This is a genomic window from Brucella sp. (assembly GCF_032066345.1).
Taxonomy (GTDB): domain Bacteria; phylum Pseudomonadota; class Alphaproteobacteria; order Rhizobiales; family Rhizobiaceae; genus Brucella; species Brucella pseudogrignonensis.
Map to the genome: position 1 here is coordinate 60,081 of NZ_DAMBKZ010000004.1, position 20,674 is coordinate 80,754.

Consider the following 20,674-nt stretch of genomic DNA (forward strand, 5'->3'; position numbering starts at 1 on the left):
TGTCAGTCTGCTCAGTTGCCAACAAATTCAAATTTGTCGACATCGACTAGTCCGCGATCCGTTATCTTCAGATGTGGGATAACTGGCAACGCAACAAAAGCCAGCTGCAGAAACGGTTCTTCCAATACTGAACCGAGCTCTTCAGCTGCATGGCGAAGCGCACGTAGTTGCTCTCTGACGGTTTCGTAAGGTTCAACGCTCATCAGTCCGGCAATAGGCAGAGGCATTTCCGCAAGCACTTTGCCATCGCGTACAACGACAAATCCGCCTTCGATTTCGCCCAAGCGGTTGGCCGCAGCTGCAATGTCTTCATCCGAAACACCGACCACACAGATATTGTGGCTGTCGTGGCTGACGGTTGAAGCAATAGCTCCGGCTTTAAGGCCAAAACCATGCACGAAGCCGGTGGCGATGTTGCCATTTTTACCATGTCTCTCAACGACCGCGATTTTGACCACATCGCGCTCAAGATCGGGTTCCACACCATGCGGACCAACTTTAAGATCAAACTCCAGGCTTTCCGTGATGATCTTTCCCGGAATAATGCCAATTGCACGCGTTTTGCCGCTGTTGGATTGTGATCTGAAGCTTGATGCACTGACAGTGGGCGCTTTCACGCTGTTGCGTCCGACTTCCGCAACTGATCCACGTGTTGAGAACAGTTCTTCCGAAACCACCCTGCCCGCAGACAGAACGATTTCAGCATTGCAGCCTTCAAGACTGTCGACGACCACGAGATCGGCGCGCTGCCCCGGCGCAACAAGTCCGCGATCAAACAGCCCGAAAGCGCGCGCTGCCGAAACACTTGCCGCGCGATAAATCGCCAGCGGCTCTACGCCTCCAGCAATTGCCGTGCGGATGAGATAATCAAGATGGCCCTGATCAGCGATATCGAGAGGATTGCGATCATCCGTGCAAAGCGCCAGAAACTGCGAGTGCCGTTCAGTGATGATCGGCATCAAAGCATGCAGGTCTTTGGAAACCGAGCCTTCACGCACCAGCACATGCATACCCTTGCGCATCTTTTCCAGCGCTTCTTCGGCACTGGTCGCTTCATGCTCGGTGCGAATACCGGCAGAAATATAGCCATTCAGATCCAGCCCACGCAGAAGCGGCGCATGACCGTCAATATGACGTCCCTGAAAAGCCTTGAGCTTTGCCATGCATTCAGGGTCTTTTGAAAGCACGCCGGGGAAATTCATGAACTCAGCAAGGCCGATGACCTTCGGATGATCGGCAAAGGGCAGCAGATCATCGATCAGCAGTTCGGCACCGGATGTTTCCATGTGGGTCGCAGGTACACAGCTTGAAAGCTGCACCCGAATATCCATGATCGTTTCAAGCGAGCTATCGAGGAAATATTGCAGGCCTTCTACGCCGAGAACATTGGCAATCTCATGTGGATCGCAAATGACCGTTGTGACGCCCTGTGGCAGCACACAACGATCAAATTCATGCGGTGTCACATTGGACGATTCAATATGGAGATGCGTATCGATAAAACCCGGCACAACAATGCGACCGGAAATATCAATTTGCCTCTTACCCTGATACGTGCCGAACGTTCCCACAATACGATCACCGCTAATCGCAATGTCGCTTTCAACCAGTTCGCCGGTTACAAGATCGAAGAAGCGGCCACCTTTCAACACGATATCGGCAGGCTCACGACCGGCACCCTGATCGATCATCTGTTCAAGCATTGGCTCACTCCATTCAAATCATTTTCGGAATCAATTTCCCGAAAATAACATAATGAAGCGGTTTCAACGCTGATATTCAATCATGCGGCTGCGGTTGAGTACCAATTCAAGCCTGTTGTCGCCAAGCATATGGACGCAAATGCGCTTGTTCCATGGACCATCCCGCAACGTGAACAAAGCTCTGCCATTACCGAGATCTTCAAGCGGCATAAGCTGACGCGTAGGTCCGATACCCATAATGATATGGCCGTTATCGATAGTGAAAGATGCACCATAAAGAGGAGCGCTCCAGTGACCGTCAAACTCTTTATTGACTGGTCTCGCCTGAACTGGAAGCAACTCTCGCTTCACATGGCCGATTTCGCCTTGAAGCACCTCACCGTCCCAGCGCAATTTCATTGGCGAGGATGGCGATAATGAAGAGGCCCAGTCTTCTCCTATATTGTAGAGCCGATCTTCAGCGCCAAGATAATTGGCAACACCGCCACGCATCTCAAGCCAGAATGGACCTGCATCGGCGACATATAATCCATCAGGGATAGCTGTCGTCATTTCAGGAAGCGACAGCCCGTTGAGAGCAGCCATGCAGTCACGGGCAATCTTATATGTATCAGCATCTTCTCGATTACAGACAACAATCATGCCTGTTTTGTCTGCGGGGTCGAGAAGAAAATAACTTTTATAGCCGGGATGCGATCCACCATGGCCGACGAAGCGCTTGCCATTGATTTCGTTCCACCGCAGGCCAAGGCTATAGCCTGTCGGGCGACCGTCGCTCAAAAAGTGTTCCGCTGAAAGCGTCGAAAGCAACCCACTAAATGCACCTTCACCTTTAAGTAGCGCTTGCGCCCAGTTGGTGAGAGCCATTCCACTACCTGCAAGGCTGCCCGATGCTGATAGATGCAAGCCTGCCGAACTTTCCTGCCATTTATCTCCGTTTTTCCAATAGCCGGGAACAAGCCCTTTAACCGGGTCGGCCCAGACATCTGGAACTTCAAGGGAAGTGTTCAGCACCGCATTGATTTCAGATTTCACGAAGTCGTTGAAACTCAGTCCTTTGCGCTCCAGTGCTGCTTCAACCAACCTATATCCCGTATTCGAATAGGAGATCTCACTGCCAGCACTGAAGTTCAGCCGCGTCATCGACGACAGAAAGTCGATAAGGCTATCCGCGTCCGTATGCGTGTAGACCGATAAGCCCAATAAGGTCAGACTTTCGCGCACATCGGGCAGACCTGATGTCATATCAAGTGCGCGTCCGACGGAAACATCTGCCAGTGGGTTTTGCAGTTCTGGAAGGTGATCGCCAAGCCTGTCATTCAGACTGATTACATCAGCATGACGCAACACCATGGCGCAAAACACATGCTTGGTGATGGATGCATAACGAACGACCGTATTGGCCGTAAAAGGCGTGCCGGACGGCAGGCTTTCCAAACCACCTGCATAGGCGAACTTAACGCCATGGGCGTCAAATCCGATGATTACCCCGCCGGGTTCATTCTTGCTCCACGTTCTGGAAAAAACTTTTGCAGATAAAGACGCTGCATTCCAGTCAGCATGAATGGGCATGGAAACTCCGTCAGGCGGTTCATGGAACCTTGGCGGCTCCATGTATGCGAATGTCATAATGTACGTTTGCGTAGATTGCCTGAAGATTAAGTGAAAACTCCGGCAGCGTCGCAAAATCGACAGCAGATAATTCGGATTCTTTCTCCCGCGCAAGCCCCTGAGAATATTGAATTTTATGGGTTACTTTTAATAGTGCCTTAAATACATTATCGCTTATGTAATTGGCAACGCCATAAATGGCGGCTTTGTGAGGCGGCTAACGACATACCTCCATTGACTTCTTCTCGTCAGAGACTGCTTGGCAAGCTATCCACATCTTCTCCCCAATATTTATCGATTCTTTTTCGTTTTTTTTCCTTTTAACCATTAACATTTTCGAATTTATTCTATTATTGCGAGTGAGAAGTTGATCCCGAGCAAAATTGCAGTCATAAAAGTGTAATAACCATAATGCAGGTTCCGGCACCTCGAGCGGTAAATTCGCTCTTGATGTTTACGTAACCTCATTTCCGAGGAGGAAATATGCTTACCCGTCTGATCACGACTTCAGCGCTCACTGGCGCTCTTGCTCTCACCATTGGTTCACAGGCTTTCGCTCAGACGGAGCTAAGCTGGTGGCACGGTATGACTGGCGCCAACAACGAAATGATCATTGAACTTACAAAAGAGTTCAATGAAAGCCAGAGCGATTATAAGATCGTTCCTGTTTACAAGGGTAGCTATCCTGAAACGTTGAACGCAGGCATTGCTGCATTCCGTTCCAAGCAGCCGCCAGCGATCATTCAAGTTTTCGACGCTGGTAGCGGTGTCATGATGGCTGCCGAAGGCGCTATGGTTCCAGCTGCAGACGTGCTTGAAAAGGGTGGATTCAAGTTCGACAAGTCGCAGTATCTGCCAGGCATTGTTGCTTATTATTCGAAGCCAGACGGCACGATGCTGTCGTTCCCATACAACTCGTCTTCGCCGATCCTTTATTATAATAAGGACGCATTCAAGAAGGCTGGTCTTGACGAAAACAACCCGCCAAAGACCTGGCCGGAAGTTTTTGAAGCAGCCAAGAAGATCAAGTCGAGCGGCGCTTCTGCTTGCGGCTTTACCTCGACATGGCTCACATGGATTCAGACTGAAAACTTTGCCGCATGGAACAATGTTTCCTATGGCACCAATGAAAACGGTCTTGGCGGCACCAACGTCGAACTCAAGATCAACGAGCCGCTCTTCGTTGAGCATTTCCAGGCAATTGCCGATCTCGCCAAGGATGGCACCTTCCGTTATGGCGGTCGTACATCTGAAGCCAAGCAGCTTTTCACCTCCGGTGAATGCGCAATCCTGACGGAATCGTCGGGTGGTCTTGGTGACGTTATTAAATCTGGCCTTAACTACGGTATCGGTCAGCTTCCTTATTATGAAGGCCATGGCCCTCAGAACACAATTCCGGGCGGCGCCAGTCTCTGGGTGTTTGCTGGTCTCAGCGATGACCAGTACAAAGGCATTGCGCAGTTCTTCAACTTCCTTTCGCAGACCAAAATTCAGCAGAAGCTGCATGAAAAGTCCGGCTACCTGCCTGTGACTATGGCCGCCTATGAAGCAACCAAGAACTCGGACTTCTATGAAAAGAACCCGGGTCGCGAAACGCCAATCCTTCAGATGATGGGCAAGGCACCAACGGAAAACTCCAAGGGTGTGCGTCTCGTCAACCTGCCACAGGTTCGTGATATTCTGAATGAAGAATTCGAAGCCATGCTCGGCGGCAAGCAGGATGCAAAGACTGCTCTCGATAACGCTGTAAAACGCGCGAACGAAGCGATTGCTGCAGCTCAATAATCTGATGAACTAAAGCGTGCCGCCTGCCCTAAGGGCTTGGCGGCATTGCTATCCGCAAGGAAACTCCCCGTGCAGAAAGTCACGTTTCCAAATAAAATCTTACCCTACTTCCTGCTGGCACCGCAGATCATATTGACTGTGATCTTCTTCTTCTGGCCAGCAAGTCAGGCGATTTATCAGTCCTTCATGCGTGAAGACGCATTCGGGCTGAAATCTACATTTGTCGGGTTAGCCAATTTTACCAATGTGCTATCCGACTCCAATTATCTGCATTCCGTTCAGGTTACGATTGTCTTCAATCTTCTGACCGCTTTTGTTGCCATGGGCGCAGCCTTGTTGCTTGCAACTGCTGCCGACCGTGTCATTCGCGGCAAGACATTCTACCGTACCCTGCTGATCTGGCCTTATGCCGTAGCGCCTGCCGTTGCAGGTATGTTGTGGTTATTCATGTTCAATCCTGCCATGGGCACGCTTGCCTATCTGCTTCGCAGCAGCGGCTTTGCATGGGACCCATTGCTCAATGGCAATCAAGCCATGGCCATGATCGTAGGTGCTGCGGCCTGGAAACAGATTTCCTACAATTTCCTGTTCTTCGTTGCTGGACTTCAGGCAATTCCGAAATCGCTTATTGAAGCAGCGGCCATTGATGGCGCGCGCGGCGCGCGGCGTTTCTGGTCGATCGTATTCCCGCTTCTGGCACCAACCACATTCTTCCTGCTGGTGGTCAATACGGTTTACGCGTTCTTCGATACGTTCGGCATTATCCATGCTGTAACCGGCGGCGGCCCTGCCAAAGCCACTGAAACCCTGGTCTACAAGGTTTATAACGACGGCTTCGTCAATCTTAACCTCGGCTCCTCCTCGGCGCAGTCGGTTATTCTGATGATTATCGTGATCGCCCTGACCGCATTCCAGTTCCGCTTCATTGAGAAGCGCGTGCATTATTCGTGAGTGAGGCGACCATGATTGAAAAACGCCCAGTCTCAAATCTGTTAGGCCATCTGATCCTCATTATCGGGATCATCGTGGTTGCCTTTCCGATCTATTATACCTTTGTCGCTTCGACACTTACGTCTGGCGATATTATTCGCCCGCCAATCCAGCTTCTGCCCGGTGGGCATATGATGGAGAATTATGGCGACGCCATTTTCGGTGGCGTTGAGCGTGTGGTTGGCGTGAGCCTCGAACGTCTCCTGTGGAACTCGTTCGTTGTTGCGATGTTGATCGCAGTCGGCAAGATTATCATTTCTTTTATGTCGGCTTTCGCGATTGTGTTTTTCCGCTTTCCGTTCCGCATGTTCTTCTTCTGGATGATCTTCGTCACGCTCATGCTGCCGGTCGAAGTGCGTATCCTGCCGACCTATAAGGTTATCGTCGATCTTGGTATGATCGATACCTATGCAGGTCTCACGCTACCGCTTATGGCATCGGCGACAGCGACGTTCCTCTTCCGTCAGTTCTTTCTCACCATTCCGGGTGAGCTGGTAGAAGCAGCACGCATCGACAATGCAGGGCCATTCCGCTTCATGCGCGACATCCTGCTTCCGCTGTCGAAGACGAATATCGCTGCCCTCTTCGTCATTCTCTTCATTTATGGCTGGACCCAGTATCTTTGGCCGCTGCTCGTTACCAACGATGCGAAAATGAACACCATCATCATCGGCTTGCGTCGTATGGTGGATTTCGCTGATGCTTCCACACCGTGGAACTACGTCATGGTAACGGCCATTCTGGCTATCATACCGCCGATCCTCGTTGTTGTGCTAATGCAGCGCTGGTTCGTCAAAGGTCTCGTGGAAACGGAAAAATAATGAGCAAGATCATTCTTGATAATGTCCGCAAGAACTATGGCGGCGGTATTGAAGTCATCAAAGGCGTTTCGCTGGAGATCAAGGACGGTGAATTCGTCGTTCTGGTTGGTCCATCCGGCTGCGGCAAGTCCACGCTTCTGCGCATGATTGCAGGCCTTGAAGGCATCACTGCTGGCACAATTTCTATTGGAGACCGCGTTGTAAACGATGTGGAACCAGCAGAACGCGACATCGCAATGGTGTTTCAGAACTATGCGCTCTACCCGCATATGTCAGTTCGCGATAACCTCGCCTATGGCTTGAAGAACCGTAAAACGCCAAAGGACGAGATCGAGCGCCGCATCGCCAAGGCTGCGAAGGCGCTTGAAATCGAGCAGTTCCTTGATCGCAAGCCCCGTCAGCTTTCTGGTGGCCAGCGTCAGCGCGTTGCTATGGGGCGCGCTATCGTGCGCGAACCGGCTGCATTCCTTTTTGATGAACCATTGTCGAACCTTGATGCGAAGCTTCGCGTGCAGATGCGTGTTGAAATAAAACGCCTACAGCGTTCGCTTGGAACAACCAGCGTTTATGTGACTCACGACCAGATGGAAGCCATGACCATGGCAGACCGTCTAGTGGTGCTGAACGCCGGCAATATCGAACAGGTTGGCACGCCAATCGAACTTTACGAAAAGCCAGCTTCGACCTTTGTTGCGACCTTCATCGGCTCACCGTCCATGAACCTTCTGGAAAGCGGCGAGAAGAACCTTTGGCAGCCGGGCAAGGCTGTAACGCTTCCTTCGGACAAATACACGTTCGGCGTGCGTCCGGAAGATATTCGCATCATCGAGAACGGTGAACCGGAAGCCGACGGATTCAATGCAGAAGTTCGCATCGAAGCCATCGAACTCGTTGGTGCTGAAAGCTATATCCATAGTTCACTCACTGACGGCAAGCCGCTGATCTTCCGCGTTCAGGGCCGTTCTGAACATACGATTGATGAAGTTGTGAAGATTGGTGCGTCGGCAAAAGACGTTCATATTTTTGGTGCCGACGGTCGTCGCCCAGGCAACTAATTTCAACATTGGGCGTTCAGGATTCTGAGCGCCCAATGCATTAGAATTCGATTTACAGCGGTTCAGTTAAGGATGAATCGTTGAAACCGCTGTAACTGTTTGTTTTTACGCATTATCCTACGCAAAACCGCTTCGCACTTTTGCTGGAAATGCTATAATTATCCGTTTTCGTTTTCTTTGTTATGCGCTACAAAAAGTAGAATATTTTTCTCTTTCTGAGGAATGCGCATTACATGACCCATCAGCAGATACTGTCCTTCGCAGTGATTATTCTCATGATGGGGGCATTTATCTGGGGCAAATTTCGCTACGATATTGTGGCTCTTTGTTCGCTGCTGCTGGCTGTTGCAGTTGGTGTCGTCCCTTTCGATCAGGCATTTACCGGTTTCAGCGATGATATCGTTATTATTGTCGGCAGTGCTCTGATTGTAAGTGCTGGGGTCGCCCGTTCGGGTCTGATGCAGGAAGCCGTGCAACGATTCCTGCCAGATATAAACAGCGTGCGATTGCAGCTCGCGGTACTGGTTGCCATTGTGACCGTTCTATCCGCATTCGTGAAAAATGTCGGCGCGCTCGCGATCATGATCCCGGTTGCCTTTCAGTTTGCCCGACGCTCCAACGTCTCACCTTCTACCTTTCTGATGCCGATGGCATTTGGTGCACTCCTTGGTGGCCTGATGACGCAAGTGGGTACCTCGCCCAATATCGTCGTTTCTCGAATAAGAGGTGAAATGGTTGGCGAGCCATTCACAATGTTCGACTTCACGCCAGTCGGCGCGGTTCTGGCAGCGGTAGGCCTTGTTTATCTGGTTACGTTTTATTGGCTGGTTCCGCAGCGCACGCGTGAAAACATTTCGCTTGATGAAGCCATCAAGATCAAGAATTATGCTTCAGAAGCAAGCGTGCTTGGCAACTCTACCATCGTCGGCAAGCGCATCAGCGATCTCATCAAGCCCGCCGAGGGCGAAGCTATGGTGACGTCGATCATTCGCAAAAACAGCCGCATCACTCCCTTGCCCGATACTGTGATTGTCGAGAACGATATAGTTCTGCTCGAAGGTGATCCCAAAGCACTGGATACGGTCGTCAGCTCTGGCAAGCTTACCCTGTCCAAGAACCGCAACCCATCAGAAACGAGCGGCTCAACAGAAATCGAAACTGTTGAAGCTGTGATTGGAACCAATTCCCGCCTCGTCGGCCTCAATGCGCAACAGCTTGATCTTTACGCCCGCTATGAGGTCAATCTGCTGGCGGTCAGTCGTCCCGGCCAGCGCATTTCCGAACGTCTTAGTGAAGTGCGTCTGAGTTTTGGCGATGTTGTGGTTCTGCAGGGCAGGCAGGCAAGCCTTTCAAACTTTCTGACAGAATTTGAACTACTGCCATTGGCTCGCCGCAAGTTGATGCTTGGCAGTGTGAGGCGCGGGCTTATCCCGCTTGCAATCCTGATTGCAGCGATTGGCGCTACCGCGCTCAGTCTTGTTCCCGTTGCCGTCGCATTCTTTGCTGCAGCAGTTGCGATGCTGCTTTTCAAGGTCATACCGATCAATGAGGTCTATGACGAGATTGACGGGCCTATTCTGGTGATGCTCGCAGCGCTTATCCCGGTATCCGATGCTTTAAGAACAACGGGTGGCACTGAACTGATTGCCGAAGGCTTGGCCAGTATCGGTCACCAGCTACCACCAGCTGGTGCACTGGCGCTTATTCTGGTTACGGCCATGATGGTTACGCCGTTTCTCAATAATGCGGCAACTGTGCTGGTGATGGCTCCGATTGCGACAAGCTTTGCCTCTGGCCTTGGTTTTAAACCGGAAGCTTTCCTTATGGCCGTGGCAATTGGTGCGGGTTGCGATTTCCTCACACCAATCGGACACCAGTGCAATACACTTGTGATGGGACCAGGCGGCTACAAGTTCAGTGATTATCCGAGACTTGGATTGCCACTATCAATCATTATCGCGCTTGTGACTGTGCCTGCACTGATGTTCTTCTGGCCTCTAAGATAGCTCAGCCTTCGCAGAGCGGAGCCACTCAAGGCTTTCTGCGACGATTTTCTCGATCGGATCGACAACATCCACGCGGAACACCAAAGGTTCACCAACCGGGCTTTCCAGCGTGGCAAGCTGGCTTTCCAGCATTGTTACCGGCATAAAATGGCCAGTACGATGCCCCATATGTTCATGCAGAACTTCAAAGCTTCCATCAAGAAACACGAAAGCCAGTTGCCCACCAACCGCTGCACGCAAGCAATCCCGATAGCTCTTTTTCAGCGATGAACATGAAACAATAAGCCCCTGCTCTGCAACGGCCATTCGCTCGCCGATTTTATCAAGCCACGGCCACCGGTCTTCATCCTGCAAAGGAATGCCGGACGCCATTTTATCGACGTTGGATTTTGGGTGAAGACTGTCCCCCTCCAGAAAGGGCAGATTAAGAGCTTCTGCCAGCTTTTCGCCAACCGTCGATTTTCCAGACCCGGACACACCCATAACGATGATATGCAAATTCATTGTCCTTAAAATGTTTCGAGCTTGAGATTGACGCGGCTGGCTGCACCCACGACGTGCTGGCGCATGACTTCGCGTGCTTTGAGAGGATCACGCACCGCAATCGCATCACGGATCGCCTGATGTTCCGCGATCGTGATTTCGACGATCTCTTCAAGCACAGCACGCGCGCGTGCAGCACGTATTGCCTGACTGATACGCTCCGCTATGAAACCGAGCACAAGCGGGAAATATTCATTATGCGTGGCAGCTGCGAGCGCCCGGTGAAAAGCGAGATCCGCAGCGATCCCCTCATCCGTCCACTTTTCTCGGCCAGTCATTTCAGCGAGAGCTTCGTCTAGCCTGCTCATGTCTTCGGCTGTGTGATGCACAGCGGCGAGGCCTGCGGCTTCAATCTCCAGCGCCATACGAAGCTGAAACAGGCTTTGAAAATGATCCCGGTCAGCGAGTGTTTCCGGTTCAATGCGGATCGCTTGGCGACGGTCGGGTTCGGTGACGAATGCACCAACACCCTGACGCGTTTCGATCAATCCTTCATTACGCAACTGGGCAATCGCTTCACGGATGACCGAACGGCTAACGCCGAAGCTCTGTGCAAGATTGTGTTCGGTCGGCAGTTTTTGCCCCGGCCGAAAACTGCCTTCAGTTATCTGTCGCACAATCTCTGAAGCAATACGGGCCGGAAGTTGCTCGTTGCGCCTGATTTCACCGAACACGTTCCGCTTCTCCCTCTGTATTCCTTAGATCTGATTTGTCGTCAGTCCTGAACCAAGTCAAGCGAAAGCTGACATCCGGGATTCATGATCGCATCTGGATCAAGAGCATGTTTAAGCCTTGATAGAAGAGCTTTTCTCACAGGATCAAGCCGCTTTTCGAAATCATCGCGCTTCAAACGCCCAATGCCGTGTTCGGCACTGATACTGCCAGCATAGCGATCAAGAACTGCGTTAATCGTCTCTTTAGCGAGTTTGATTTTCTTATCCTTGATTGCGAGATCGAGGTCGTTTGGCGGGATGACATTAAGATGCACATTGCCGTCACCAACATGACCATAAGAAATCGCAAGACACTCTGGCAGGACTGCAGCAAGTTCTGCCTCTGCCTCCGCTACGAATGTTGCGAGCTTTGATAAGGGTACAGAGATATCGGTGCGAAGGTGTTTACCACGCAGCGCCTGACCTTCATTCATTCCTTCACGAAATTGCCAAAGGTTTTGCGCTTGTGCACGCGACGAAGCGATGGTGCCATCAATCACAAGACCGCTTTCCAATGCTTCGCTCAAAAATGCTTCCATCAAGGCCGCAGTATCGACCAGACCCGAGCCTGAAATCTCCATCAACACATAAGCGGGATATTGCCCCAATGGAGCAACGAGATCCGGAATGGCCTCTTGTGCAAGGGTAAATGCCATCGGCGGCATGAATTCAAAGGCGGACATCAAATCGCAGCACTGAACGCGCGCGCGACGATAAAGCGCAATCGCATCTTCGAGCGAATTGAGCCCAAGCATCGCGGTTTCGACTTTGTCGGGCAAAGGCATCAGTTTGATTGCAACAGCTGTAACAATACCGAAAATGCCTTCTGCACCGATAAACAGCTGCTTGAGATCAATACCGCGGTTATCTTTTCGTAAGGTGGAAAGGCCGTTGAAAATTGAGCCGTCTGGCAGAACAACCTCAAGTCCCAACACCAATTCCCGTGTCATACCGTAGCGCAACACATTGACGCCACCGGCATTGGTGCTGACATTGCCGCCAATACGGCAACTTCCCTGCGCTCCAAGCGCTAACGGGAAAAACATGCCCTGCGCCGCGAGCTGATTCTTCATTTCGAGGAGAATGCAGCCAGCCTCGACAATCGCTGAAAAATCGTCAGGGTCGACTTGCCTGATGCGGTTCATACGCTCAAGACTGAGAATGACCACGTCACTCTGACCATCGGGTACACCGCCCTGCACCAGACCGGTGTTTCCACCCTGAGGAATGATTCCAAGCCCCTGTGCGCGGCTCGCTTTAACTGCTAGCGCAACTTCTTCTGTGCTCCGCGGACGCAAGACGGCAACTGCGCCATGTTGTACATCGCCAGGAAAATCGCGGCAGAAACGTTGCATCGCATCTGGATCGGTCAGGACCATATCATTTCCAAGCGCCTGCTTCAGCGCTTCTTGCTGTTCCGTGTTCATTTCCAGCACTTCCTGCATGTCAAAACCTCGCACCCAACGACAACACCGCTTCGCAGAAGACTTCGATCTACGCGAATAACGGCAGTTCGGCAGGCTAATTCATCCCAATTGCGTTGTTCGACGCATAAAAGAGTTTTCAAGCTTTGAATATATAGTTATCAGACAACCCTACAATATAATTTTGGAGGAGTTAGATTGTGAGCTTTTCAGCACAGACGGAAATGATCCGCCTCTGATTTGGACATAGTCGCGTCTCCGCGCCGAAACCATCCAATAGCATCTTGAACTGAACAAACCGGGAGGAATATCCGTGCAAGACAAGCATACTCTGAACTCGTCCATCATTTTGCCTGAAGACAGCGCGTCGGCAGTGCTCATTGGGCGCGTGTGGTCGAAGGCTGAAAATGGTCCCTGCCCCGTATTGGTTGTAAATGGCCATGTGCATGATCTTTCCAGCCTTTCTGCAACCGTATCGGGTCTGCTGGAGCGCAAGGACTTGGTGGGTGAGCTGAAAGATATCAGCCGTTTTGCTGACCTTGGTGCGCTTGACGATTATCTTTCTGGCGAAAAGGGTGAACTGCTTGCTCCAATTGATCTTCAGTCGATCAAGGCTGCAGGTGTTACCTTCGCCGACAGTATGCTCGAACGTGTGATCGAAGAACAGGCGAAGGGTGATCCAAGCCGTGCGCGTGAAGTACGTGACCGTCTGGCACCTGTCATCGGCGACAGTCTGCGCGGCGTAGCGGCAGGTTCTGAGAAGGCGGCACAGGTTAAGGCGTTGCTTCAGGAGATGGGCCTCTGGTCGCAGTATCTGGAAGTCGGCATTGGCCCCGATGCTGAAATTTTCACAAAGTCGCAGCCAATGTCTTCGATGGGCTGCGGTAATACTGTCGGCATTTTGCCAATTTCACAATGGAACAATCCTGAGCCGGAAGTGGTGCTTGCTGTTGCATCTGACGGTCGCATCGTGGGCGCAACGCTTGGCAATGACGTTAATTTGCGTGACGTGGAAGGCCGCTCAGCACTTCTGCTCGGCAAAGCAAAAGACAACAACGCATCATGCGCCATTGGTCCATTCATCCGGCTCTTTGACGGCAATTTCACCATGGATGTTTTGCGTAAGCTCAAGCTATCGCTGAAAGTAACTGGTACTGACGGTTTCGAGATGACCGGCGAAAGCCCGATGGAAGCGATCAGCCGTGATCCGGAAAACCTTGCCGGACAGATGATGAACCGCAACCATCAGTATCCGGATGGCGCTGTTCTTTTCCTGGGCACCATGTTTGCACCGGTCAAAGATCGTCGCGGTGCTGGTCAAGGCTTCACGCACGAAATCGGCGACAAGGTGGAGATTTCGACGCCTAAGCTTGGACGACTCGTCAACTGGGTCGATCGTACCGATAATTGCGCCGAATGGACTTTCGGTGTTCGCGCGCTGATCCAGAACCTGCAGAAGCGCAATCTGCTCGACAGAATTTGATACTGAGAAAGGCCGCATATCAGATGATATGCGGCCTTTTTTATTAGCTTAATGGAATGGCATTGCCATCTTTGGAAGATTGGTAAGTGCCCGACATTGCGTCATATTTTGCGCGAATAGCATCAAGTCGTTTTTCCAGTCGTGAGCGATCGGGCTCCGGTAGCGAAGCCACCATCTTCGGAATCGAATGACTGTGCCAGAAACTGTTGTCGCGGTTGTAACCACCTGGCTCCAGCGTGAAGACTTCTTTGAGAATTTTCAGATCATGCGGGATCGAAAAAGCGTCGCGTGAATCTTCGTGGCTGAACAGATAGTAGAAATTATCGAAACCACTCCAGGTTATCGCAGACAAACACATAGAGCATGGCTCGTGTGTGGAAAGGAAAACCATTTCCTTCGTATTCGGACGTCCCTGCTCAGGCATTTCATAGAAACGCTTCAACGTATGGACTTCGCCGTGCCACAGCGGATTTTCGGTCTCATTATTAGTTTCGGCAAGCACCAGAGATAAATCAGACTTGTTCAGCAGAGCCGCACCAAAAACCTTATTGCCTTCTGCAACACCCTGTTCTGTCAGGGGTATGACGTCTTTTTCGACAACCTCAATCAGTTTTTCGAGCAGTTTCAATTCATCCGGTGTCATTACCTCAACTCCCTTAGACTAGAAAGAAAAACGCCGGGGTGTTGCCCCGGCGTTTCGTGTTATTCTGGGAAGAATGCGAAGCGGATCACAAACAGTGCCGCGACGATCCAGGTCGCCAAGTGAACTTCACGAGCCTTGCCCGTTACAGACTTCAGCACAACGTAGCTGATGAAGCCAAAAGCCAAACCGTTGGCGATAGAGTAGGTGAACGGAATGGACAGTGCCGTAAGAGCGGCTGGAGCTGCTTCCGTGATTTCATCCCACTTGATTTCCGACAGTTCACGCATCATCAGACATGCGACATAGACAAGCGCCGGTGCCGTTGCATAAGCAGGTACAGAACCAGCCAGTGGCGAAATGAAGAGCGCTGCGAGGAATAGAAGGGCGACGACGAGTGCCGTAAGACCCGTCCGACCACCAGCCTGAACCCCAGAAGCGCTTTCAACATAAGCGGTCGTGGAAGACGTACCGAGCAGCGAACCACCGAGAATTGCGGTGCTATCCGCAAACAATGCCTTACCCAGACGGTTTGGCTTGCCCGGTTCAATCAGTCCGCCACGCTTCGCGACGCCGATCAGCGTGCCGGTCGCATCGAACACTTCAACCAGTACGAAAACCAGAATGACGTGCAGAATGCCGGTGTGCAGTGCACCCATAATATCGAGCTGCAGGAATGTAGGCGCAAGGCTCGGAGGAGCGGAGAACACACCACCAAACTGCGTAATGCCAAGCGAAATCGACGCAATGGTAACGACAAGAATACCGATCAGGATCGCACCACGAACCTTGAGCGCATCGAGAGCTGCAATGATGAAGAAACCAGCAATCGCCAGAAGAGGACCAGCTTCGCGCAGATCGCCAAGACCGACGAGCGTTGCAGGATTATCAACGACAACGCCTGCGCTCTTCAAACCGATCAGCGCCAGGAACATACCGATACCGGCAGCAATCGCACTTCTTAGCGAATGTGGAATACCTTCAACCAGCCAACGCCGAATACCTGTCACTGTCAGGAACAGGAAGATGACACCCGAAATGAAGACCGCGCCGAGTGCCTGCTGCCAGGAAAAACCCATGGCGCCAACAACGGTAAAGGCGAAGAAGGCATTGAGGCCCATGCCGGGTGCCATGCCGATTGGCCAATTGGCGACAAGCGCCATGACAATCGAACCAAGAGCTGCCGCAAGACAGGTGGCTACGAATACCGCATTGCGATCCATGCCCGTGGTGGACAGAATATCAGGATTGACGAAGATAATGTAAGACATCGTCAGGAAGGTGGTCACACCAGCGATCACTTCCGTTCTCACCGACGTGCCATGTTCCTGCAATTTGAACAGCTTTTCCAGCATGATCCCTCCAGGGCAAAAAGCGCGCATTGAAAGGCACCAATAAACAGCCGAGCGCAATTGCTTGCGACCAGCCGGTTGAAATCGGTGCAATCTGTTGCGATTGCCGTATTTGTTAGCCGCAGCCGCATTTTACGCGAGCGGATTTGTTCCCCATACACCCAACGCGATCAAAAACACAGTTCTGCCGCAAGAATGCCTGCTTATTAACGTGATTTAGTTTGGACTGACTTTCAAACCCGCGCCAGTCACCTATTCAGGCTTTAATTTTTGAAAGAGCTTCAAAAATGGTAACTGTCTAAGTTGCCAATCTTAAAGCTATCTATCTGATTAAATGGTAGTTTTTAGCAAGATGCCGGTTCCATACATGCCGAAAGCGAAAAACGTATGTGCGACAAGATTGAGGATACGGACATTTCGCGCGTTTGGCAAACGCGATGCAGCCCAACCGATTCCCAATCCTGGTTGAAGCAGAAACCATCCAGCTGCAACCGTCAGGATGCCGAATATCCATGCAGGTAGGAAAATCGGATTCGCAAACCACGCCGCGCCGCCATAAAGCGCAAAGATAATGCCATAAAGAATGCCGACCGCGTAATGACCGATCCAGCCAAGTGCAACTTCGTGTGCATAAGGCTTTGATGCTGAGATGTCATCGTGGAATATCTGCCCGTCACGCAAATGCCAGAACCAGCGGCCAACGAGCCCCCAGTTGGGACGAGATTGACCGGGAAGCAGTGATAGAACCAATGCCCAGACGTCCATCACGATCGTCGCACCAATTCCGATCAATATACCATTGACGATGAGATTAAGCATGGGCTGGTCCTCGCGGTGTCGGGTAGCCACATAAACGTGTGACCACCCGACACGCAAGGCATATAATCAGTTTGAATGAATGCCCGACAATAAGACAAACGCAAATATGCTTCGCGTTAACAGTCGAAGTAGTTTTTCGGCCATGAAAGACTCGATAATTTGGCGGCGATGAAGACTGATAAACTATCATTGGCATCTTTTGAGATGCCGTCTTCATCGCCAGCCCCCGCAACACTTGGATATATCGAGAGCGCTCTGCTGTTCAAGTGACAGAAGTCCCATATTAGATATCGTTTTGTCTCATTGGCCGTTGCCAGAACAAGGCGCGAATAAGTCTGCAGCCTTTGGTCGGATACGGAATTTTCTGAGAAACTTTACGGGCGCAGAGAACGGCCCTTCAACAGAATAAATGTATAATATACTTATTAAATAACAAAAGCGCCGGGACTGGAGCACCGACGCTTTGTTACATTATTTCAGTTTCACTTTTGGGGCGATCAATTATCAGCCGCACCATCAGTGATTACTTACCGAAAACTGCGCTCTGGATCTGCGAACGCGATACGCCGATATCGGCAAGAAGATGGTCGTCCATTGCACCCAGTTCACGGATTGCGCGACGACGGGAAACGTACTGCTGGAATTTCTGACGAATGTTCATTTCTTTTCTCCTCGTTGGATGCCTCTTAAATAGTCTTTTGCACAAAATTCCACCACGGATATGATTGCAAATGAGGCATGCGTTTTCGGTGGAGCTCGCCTTCTTGAAAACGCCGCAATCGCCTACGCCATAGGGGATAGCGGTAAGTCGATTTTTTGAGTTTTTACCAAATTGTCTTTTGCAAAACCGGCTTCAATCGATTAATCCGGTCATTGGAGGAGATTATCTCTAGCCCCCTGCGGACATCACCATGCTTTACGGTATTTTTCTCGCGTTTGCGTCCTATGCTGCATTCGCTATAAGCGACGCCTGCGTCAAGTTTCTCGACGGCACATTGTCGCCTTACGAAATCGCCTTTTATGGTGCCGTTCTGGGTGTGTTAGCCATACCGTTCATCAAGAAACCCGAAGATGAATGGCTCGATATGTTTCGAACCACAAATATAAAGCTGTGGTTACTTCGCACACTTACCGCTGCGATGGGTGTCATCGGCAGCGTTGTCGCCTTCACACATCTGTCGATGGCCGAAGCTTTCGCGCTTATCTTTCTGCTTCCGGCTTTTGTGACGATCCTTTCCGTGCTCTTTCTTAAAGAGCAGGTCGGCTGGCGTCGTTGGTCGGCCGTGATTATCGGTTTTATCGGTGTGCTTGTTGTGCTGCGCCCTGGTTTTCGCGAACTCTCTATCGGTCATCTCGGCGCGTTGGGCGGCGGGCTTGGCGGCGCATTCAGCATCGTAATCTTTCGCGCAATGGGTAAGAAGGAAAAGCGTATCTCGCTTTATACCGCTGGCCTTATCGGACCGATCCTTATCTGCGGCGCATTGATGATCCCGAGCTATCAGACACCTTCAGCCGTTCAATGGGGCTATCTCGCGGGCTATGGACTGCTTGCAGCCCTTGCAAATATTCTGCTGATGCTGGCAGCACAACGTGCACCGGCAAGCGCTATCGCCTCCCCGCAATACAGCCAGATGATCTGGGCAATTCTATTCGGCTATTTCATTTTCCATGACCATATCGATCTGCCGATGCTTATCGGCATTATCCTGATCACAATTTCCGGCCTGTTTACTTTCGTTCGCGAACGCCAGCGTGGTGTGGAAGGTCCGGCGGCAGTAGCGACTTCCGATCCATCACCCGCCTTGGCGGAAGAGAAATAGCCCAATCCTCTCACAGGATTGATTATTATAGGGCGATATCAAACCCGAAACTGGTTTTCAGTTTCGGGTGACGTGCTATAACGGCTCACGTTCATGTCCCGCCCACGCTTCTACCTGAAATTCCATCAGTCAATCAAAAGCGTCCTGCGCGGGATTTGGCACGACAACGAGATTGAAGAAGGATGAAGACGATGGCCGAGAACCGGGCAATGTGGACCTATTACAAAGGCGAATGGCATGAAGGCGATGTTCGTATTCTTGGTGCCGCCTCCCACGCGACCTGGCTTGGTTCGCTCGTATTCGACGGCGCTCGCCTTTTTGAAGGTGTGACACCTGATCTTGATCGCCACTCAGCGCGCGCAAATGATTCAGCGCGTGCGCTCGGTCTGGCACCAACGCTCAGCGGCAACGACATTGAAGCTTTGGCTCGCGAAGGCCTCAAAAAGTTCGAGCCCGGCACTGACGTATATATTCGCCCAATGTACTGGGCCGAAGAAGGCGATACCAGCACGGTTGCCGCCGCACCTGAATCGACAGATTTTGCGCTGTGTCTCGAAGCAATCCCTATGGTCGAGCCAAAAGGCTTTACCATCACGACAACATCCTTCCGTCGCCCTTATCTTGAGGTGATGCCCGTCAATGCCAAGGCCGCATGCCTTTATCCGAATAACGGCCGTATGCTCCGTGAAGCAAAAGCTAAAGGCTTTCACAATGCGCTGGTTACAGACGTTCTCGGCAATGTTGCCGAAACTGCTACATCCAACGTCTTCATGGTGCGCGGTGGAGAAGTCTTCACGCCAGTTCCGAATGGTACTTTCCTCAATGGCATTACGCGTCAACGCGTGATCGGACTGCTCCGCCAGGCAGGCGTCAGCGTTCATGAAACCACGCTCTCGGTGCAGGATTTCCGCGAAGCAGACGAAATCTTCTCTACCGGCAATATGAGCAAGGTGGTGCCGATCATCGGTTTTGGTGAACTTAAACTCGAGTATGGCGCTATAGCCAAGCGCGCGCGTTCGCTCTACTGGGAATGGGCGCATAGCTGATAAATACAGCTTAAACCCTCGTTTGATTCCAATAACGGTTACTGCCTGAATGCTTGAGCATACCCCTTTGTTTATGACAGTAGCCGTTGTTGCAGCCTTTCTGGTGGGCTTATCAAAAGGTGGCTTGCCATCTGTCGGCACGCTTTCAGTGCCTCTGATGGCGTTGGTGATCTCACCTGTAACGGCAGCAGCTCTTCTGCTGCCGATCTATGTCGTCAGCGACATGTTCGGTCTCTATCTCTACCGTCATCATTTCTCGAAACGTAATCTGGCGATCCTGACGCCAGCCGCCATCCTCGGCATCGGCCTTGGCTGGTTCTTCAGCTCGCACCTTTCAAGCACGTTCATTGGGATGCTTGTGGGGCTTGTCGGTCTCTTCTTTTGCTTCAATGTCTGGGTTGGCGCAAAGTACCGCCGTCAGGCGCGTAAAGCCGATATTCCCCGTGGCACCTTCTGGGGTATCATCACCGGTCTTACCAGCTTCGTTTCGCATTCTGGCGCACCACCATTTCAAATGTATGTCCTGCCGCAACATCTCGAAAAGCTGGTCTTCGCAGGCACTTCGACCATTCTTTTTGCAATCGTCAATGCGGTTAAGCTCATTCCTTACTGGCAGTTGCAGCAGTTTTCCAATCTCGACTGGTCACTCGGTCTCTGGCTTTTGCCTGCCGCTATTATCGGTACGTTCGTTGGCGCAAAGCTCACACGCATCATGCCGGACGGTCCGTTTTTTCTTTTGGTGCAGCTCACGCTTTTCGGTCTTTCAATCAAGTTGATCGCCGACTGGGTTCTGCCATTCCTCTCAGCCTGACGGGCACTTGCCAGCCGCATTTGCATAAGCCACTCTGCCCGTGAGGGAGGAT

The 20,674-nt window shown here is 51.5% G+C and carries 18 protein-coding genes; 9 read left to right on the forward strand and 9 right to left on the reverse strand.

Annotation, left to right across the window (positions count from 1 at the left end):
- Positions 1–11: 11 nt before the first annotated feature.
- The gene (ade, locus tag RT142_RS06780; RefSeq protein ID WP_105519604.1) at positions 12–1,703 is read right to left on the reverse strand and encodes an adenine deaminase; all 1,692 of its coding nucleotides are present in this window, start codon (positions 1,701–1,703) and stop codon (positions 12–14) included.
- 63 nt (positions 1,704–1,766) lie between these two features.
- Positions 1,767–3,275: a serine hydrolase domain-containing protein gene (locus RT142_RS06785; protein ID WP_105519605.1), complete on the reverse strand. Its 1,509-nt coding sequence runs from the start codon at positions 3,273–3,275 to the stop codon at positions 1,767–1,769.
- A 522-nt stretch (positions 3,276–3,797) separates the two neighbouring features.
- Here RT142_RS06785 and ugpB point away from each other — a divergent pair.
- From ugpB to RT142_RS06810, 5 genes are all read left to right on the forward strand, one after another.
- A complete protein-coding gene (gene ugpB, locus RT142_RS06790) occupies positions 3,798–5,099 on the forward strand; it encodes a sn-glycerol-3-phosphate ABC transporter substrate-binding protein UgpB (RefSeq protein WP_162699719.1) in 1,302 nt (433 codons plus the stop codon).
- Between the two features lie 69 nt (positions 5,100–5,168).
- Positions 5,169–6,050 carry a sn-glycerol-3-phosphate ABC transporter permease UgpA gene (gene ugpA / locus RT142_RS06795; protein ID WP_064321775.1) on the forward strand — a complete coding sequence of 294 codons (882 nt, stop codon included), beginning with the start codon at positions 5,169–5,171 and terminating at the stop codon, positions 6,048–6,050.
- Positions 6,051–6,061: 11 nt separating this feature from the next.
- Positions 6,062–6,910: a sn-glycerol-3-phosphate ABC transporter permease UgpE gene (gene ugpE, locus RT142_RS06800; protein ID WP_007879365.1), complete on the forward strand. Its 849-nt coding sequence runs from the start codon at positions 6,062–6,064 to the stop codon at positions 6,908–6,910.
- A complete protein-coding gene (locus RT142_RS06805) occupies positions 6,910–7,965 on the forward strand; it encodes a sn-glycerol-3-phosphate import ATP-binding protein UgpC (RefSeq protein ID WP_112806699.1) in 1,056 nt (351 codons plus the stop codon). Before ugpE ends, RT142_RS06805 begins: the two co-directional genes overlap by 1 nt.
- A 233-nt stretch (positions 7,966–8,198) precedes the next feature.
- Positions 8,199–9,971, forward strand: coding sequence for an SLC13 family permease (locus RT142_RS06810; RefSeq protein WP_007879373.1), 1,773 nt, complete (start codon positions 8,199–8,201; stop codon positions 9,969–9,971).
- Here the strand turns inward: RT142_RS06810 and RT142_RS06815 are convergent.
- From RT142_RS06815 to RT142_RS06825, 3 genes are read right to left on the reverse strand one after another with little or no spacing between them, the layout of a single operon-like run.
- Positions 9,963–10,475 (reverse strand): gluconokinase, encoded by a 513-nt coding sequence (locus tag RT142_RS06815; protein WP_112806701.1) that lies wholly within the window; start codon positions 10,473–10,475, stop codon positions 9,963–9,965. The genes RT142_RS06810 and RT142_RS06815 overlap by 9 nt on opposite strands.
- Positions 10,476–10,480: 5 nt before the next feature.
- Positions 10,481–11,188, reverse strand: coding sequence for a FadR/GntR family transcriptional regulator (locus tag RT142_RS06820; RefSeq protein ID WP_112806703.1), 708 nt, complete (start codon positions 11,186–11,188; stop codon positions 10,481–10,483).
- A gap of 41 nt (positions 11,189–11,229) precedes the next feature.
- Positions 11,230–12,672 carry an FAD-binding oxidoreductase gene (locus tag RT142_RS06825; protein WP_112806705.1) on the reverse strand — a complete coding sequence of 481 codons (1,443 nt, stop codon included), beginning with the start codon at positions 12,670–12,672 and terminating at the stop codon, positions 11,230–11,232.
- Positions 12,673–12,964: 292 nt separating this feature from the next.
- On the opposite strand from RT142_RS06825, the gene RT142_RS06830 reads away from it, so the two are divergent.
- Positions 12,965–14,134, forward strand: a complete 1,170-nt coding sequence (locus RT142_RS06830) for a fumarylacetoacetate hydrolase family protein (RefSeq protein WP_151563012.1) — start codon at positions 12,965–12,967, stop codon at positions 14,132–14,134.
- 43 nt (positions 14,135–14,177) lie between these two features.
- Here the strand turns inward: RT142_RS06830 and RT142_RS06835 are convergent, their stop codons facing one another.
- From RT142_RS06835 to RT142_RS06850, 4 genes are all read right to left on the reverse strand, one after another.
- Positions 14,178–14,777 (reverse strand): deaminase, encoded by a 600-nt coding sequence (locus RT142_RS06835; protein WP_064321782.1) that lies wholly within the window; start codon positions 14,775–14,777, stop codon positions 14,178–14,180.
- Between the two features lie 59 nt (positions 14,778–14,836).
- Positions 14,837–16,129: an NCS2 family permease gene (locus tag RT142_RS06840; protein WP_112806707.1), complete on the reverse strand. Its 1,293-nt coding sequence runs from the start codon at positions 16,127–16,129 to the stop codon at positions 14,837–14,839.
- Between the two features lie 327 nt (positions 16,130–16,456).
- Entirely contained in the window at positions 16,457–16,945 is a 489-nt protein-coding gene (locus tag RT142_RS06845; protein ID WP_064321783.1) for a DUF2938 domain-containing protein, read from the reverse strand.
- Positions 16,946–17,468: 523 nt separating this feature from the next.
- A complete protein-coding gene (locus RT142_RS06850; protein WP_007879385.1) occupies positions 17,469–17,606 on the reverse strand; it encodes a DUF1127 domain-containing protein in 138 nt (45 codons plus the stop codon).
- 250 nt (positions 17,607–17,856) lie between these two features.
- On the opposite strand from RT142_RS06850, the gene RT142_RS06855 reads away from it, so the two are divergent.
- The 3 genes from RT142_RS06855 (at position 17,857) to RT142_RS06865 (ending at position 20,622) form a co-directional block, all read left to right on the forward strand.
- The gene (locus RT142_RS06855; RefSeq protein WP_007879386.1) at positions 17,857–18,765 is read left to right on the forward strand and encodes a DMT family transporter; all 909 of its coding nucleotides are present in this window, start codon (positions 17,857–17,859) and stop codon (positions 18,763–18,765) included.
- 191 nt (positions 18,766–18,956) lie between these two features.
- Positions 18,957–19,811, forward strand: coding sequence for a branched-chain amino acid aminotransferase (locus RT142_RS06860; RefSeq protein WP_313028069.1), 855 nt, complete (start codon positions 18,957–18,959; stop codon positions 19,809–19,811).
- 49 nt (positions 19,812–19,860) lie between these two features.
- Complete coding sequence (locus RT142_RS06865) at positions 19,861–20,622, forward strand: sulfite exporter TauE/SafE family protein (RefSeq protein ID WP_079213776.1); 762 nt, start codon at positions 19,861–19,863, stop codon at positions 20,620–20,622.
- The last annotated feature ends 52 nt before the right edge of the window (positions 20,623–20,674 follow it).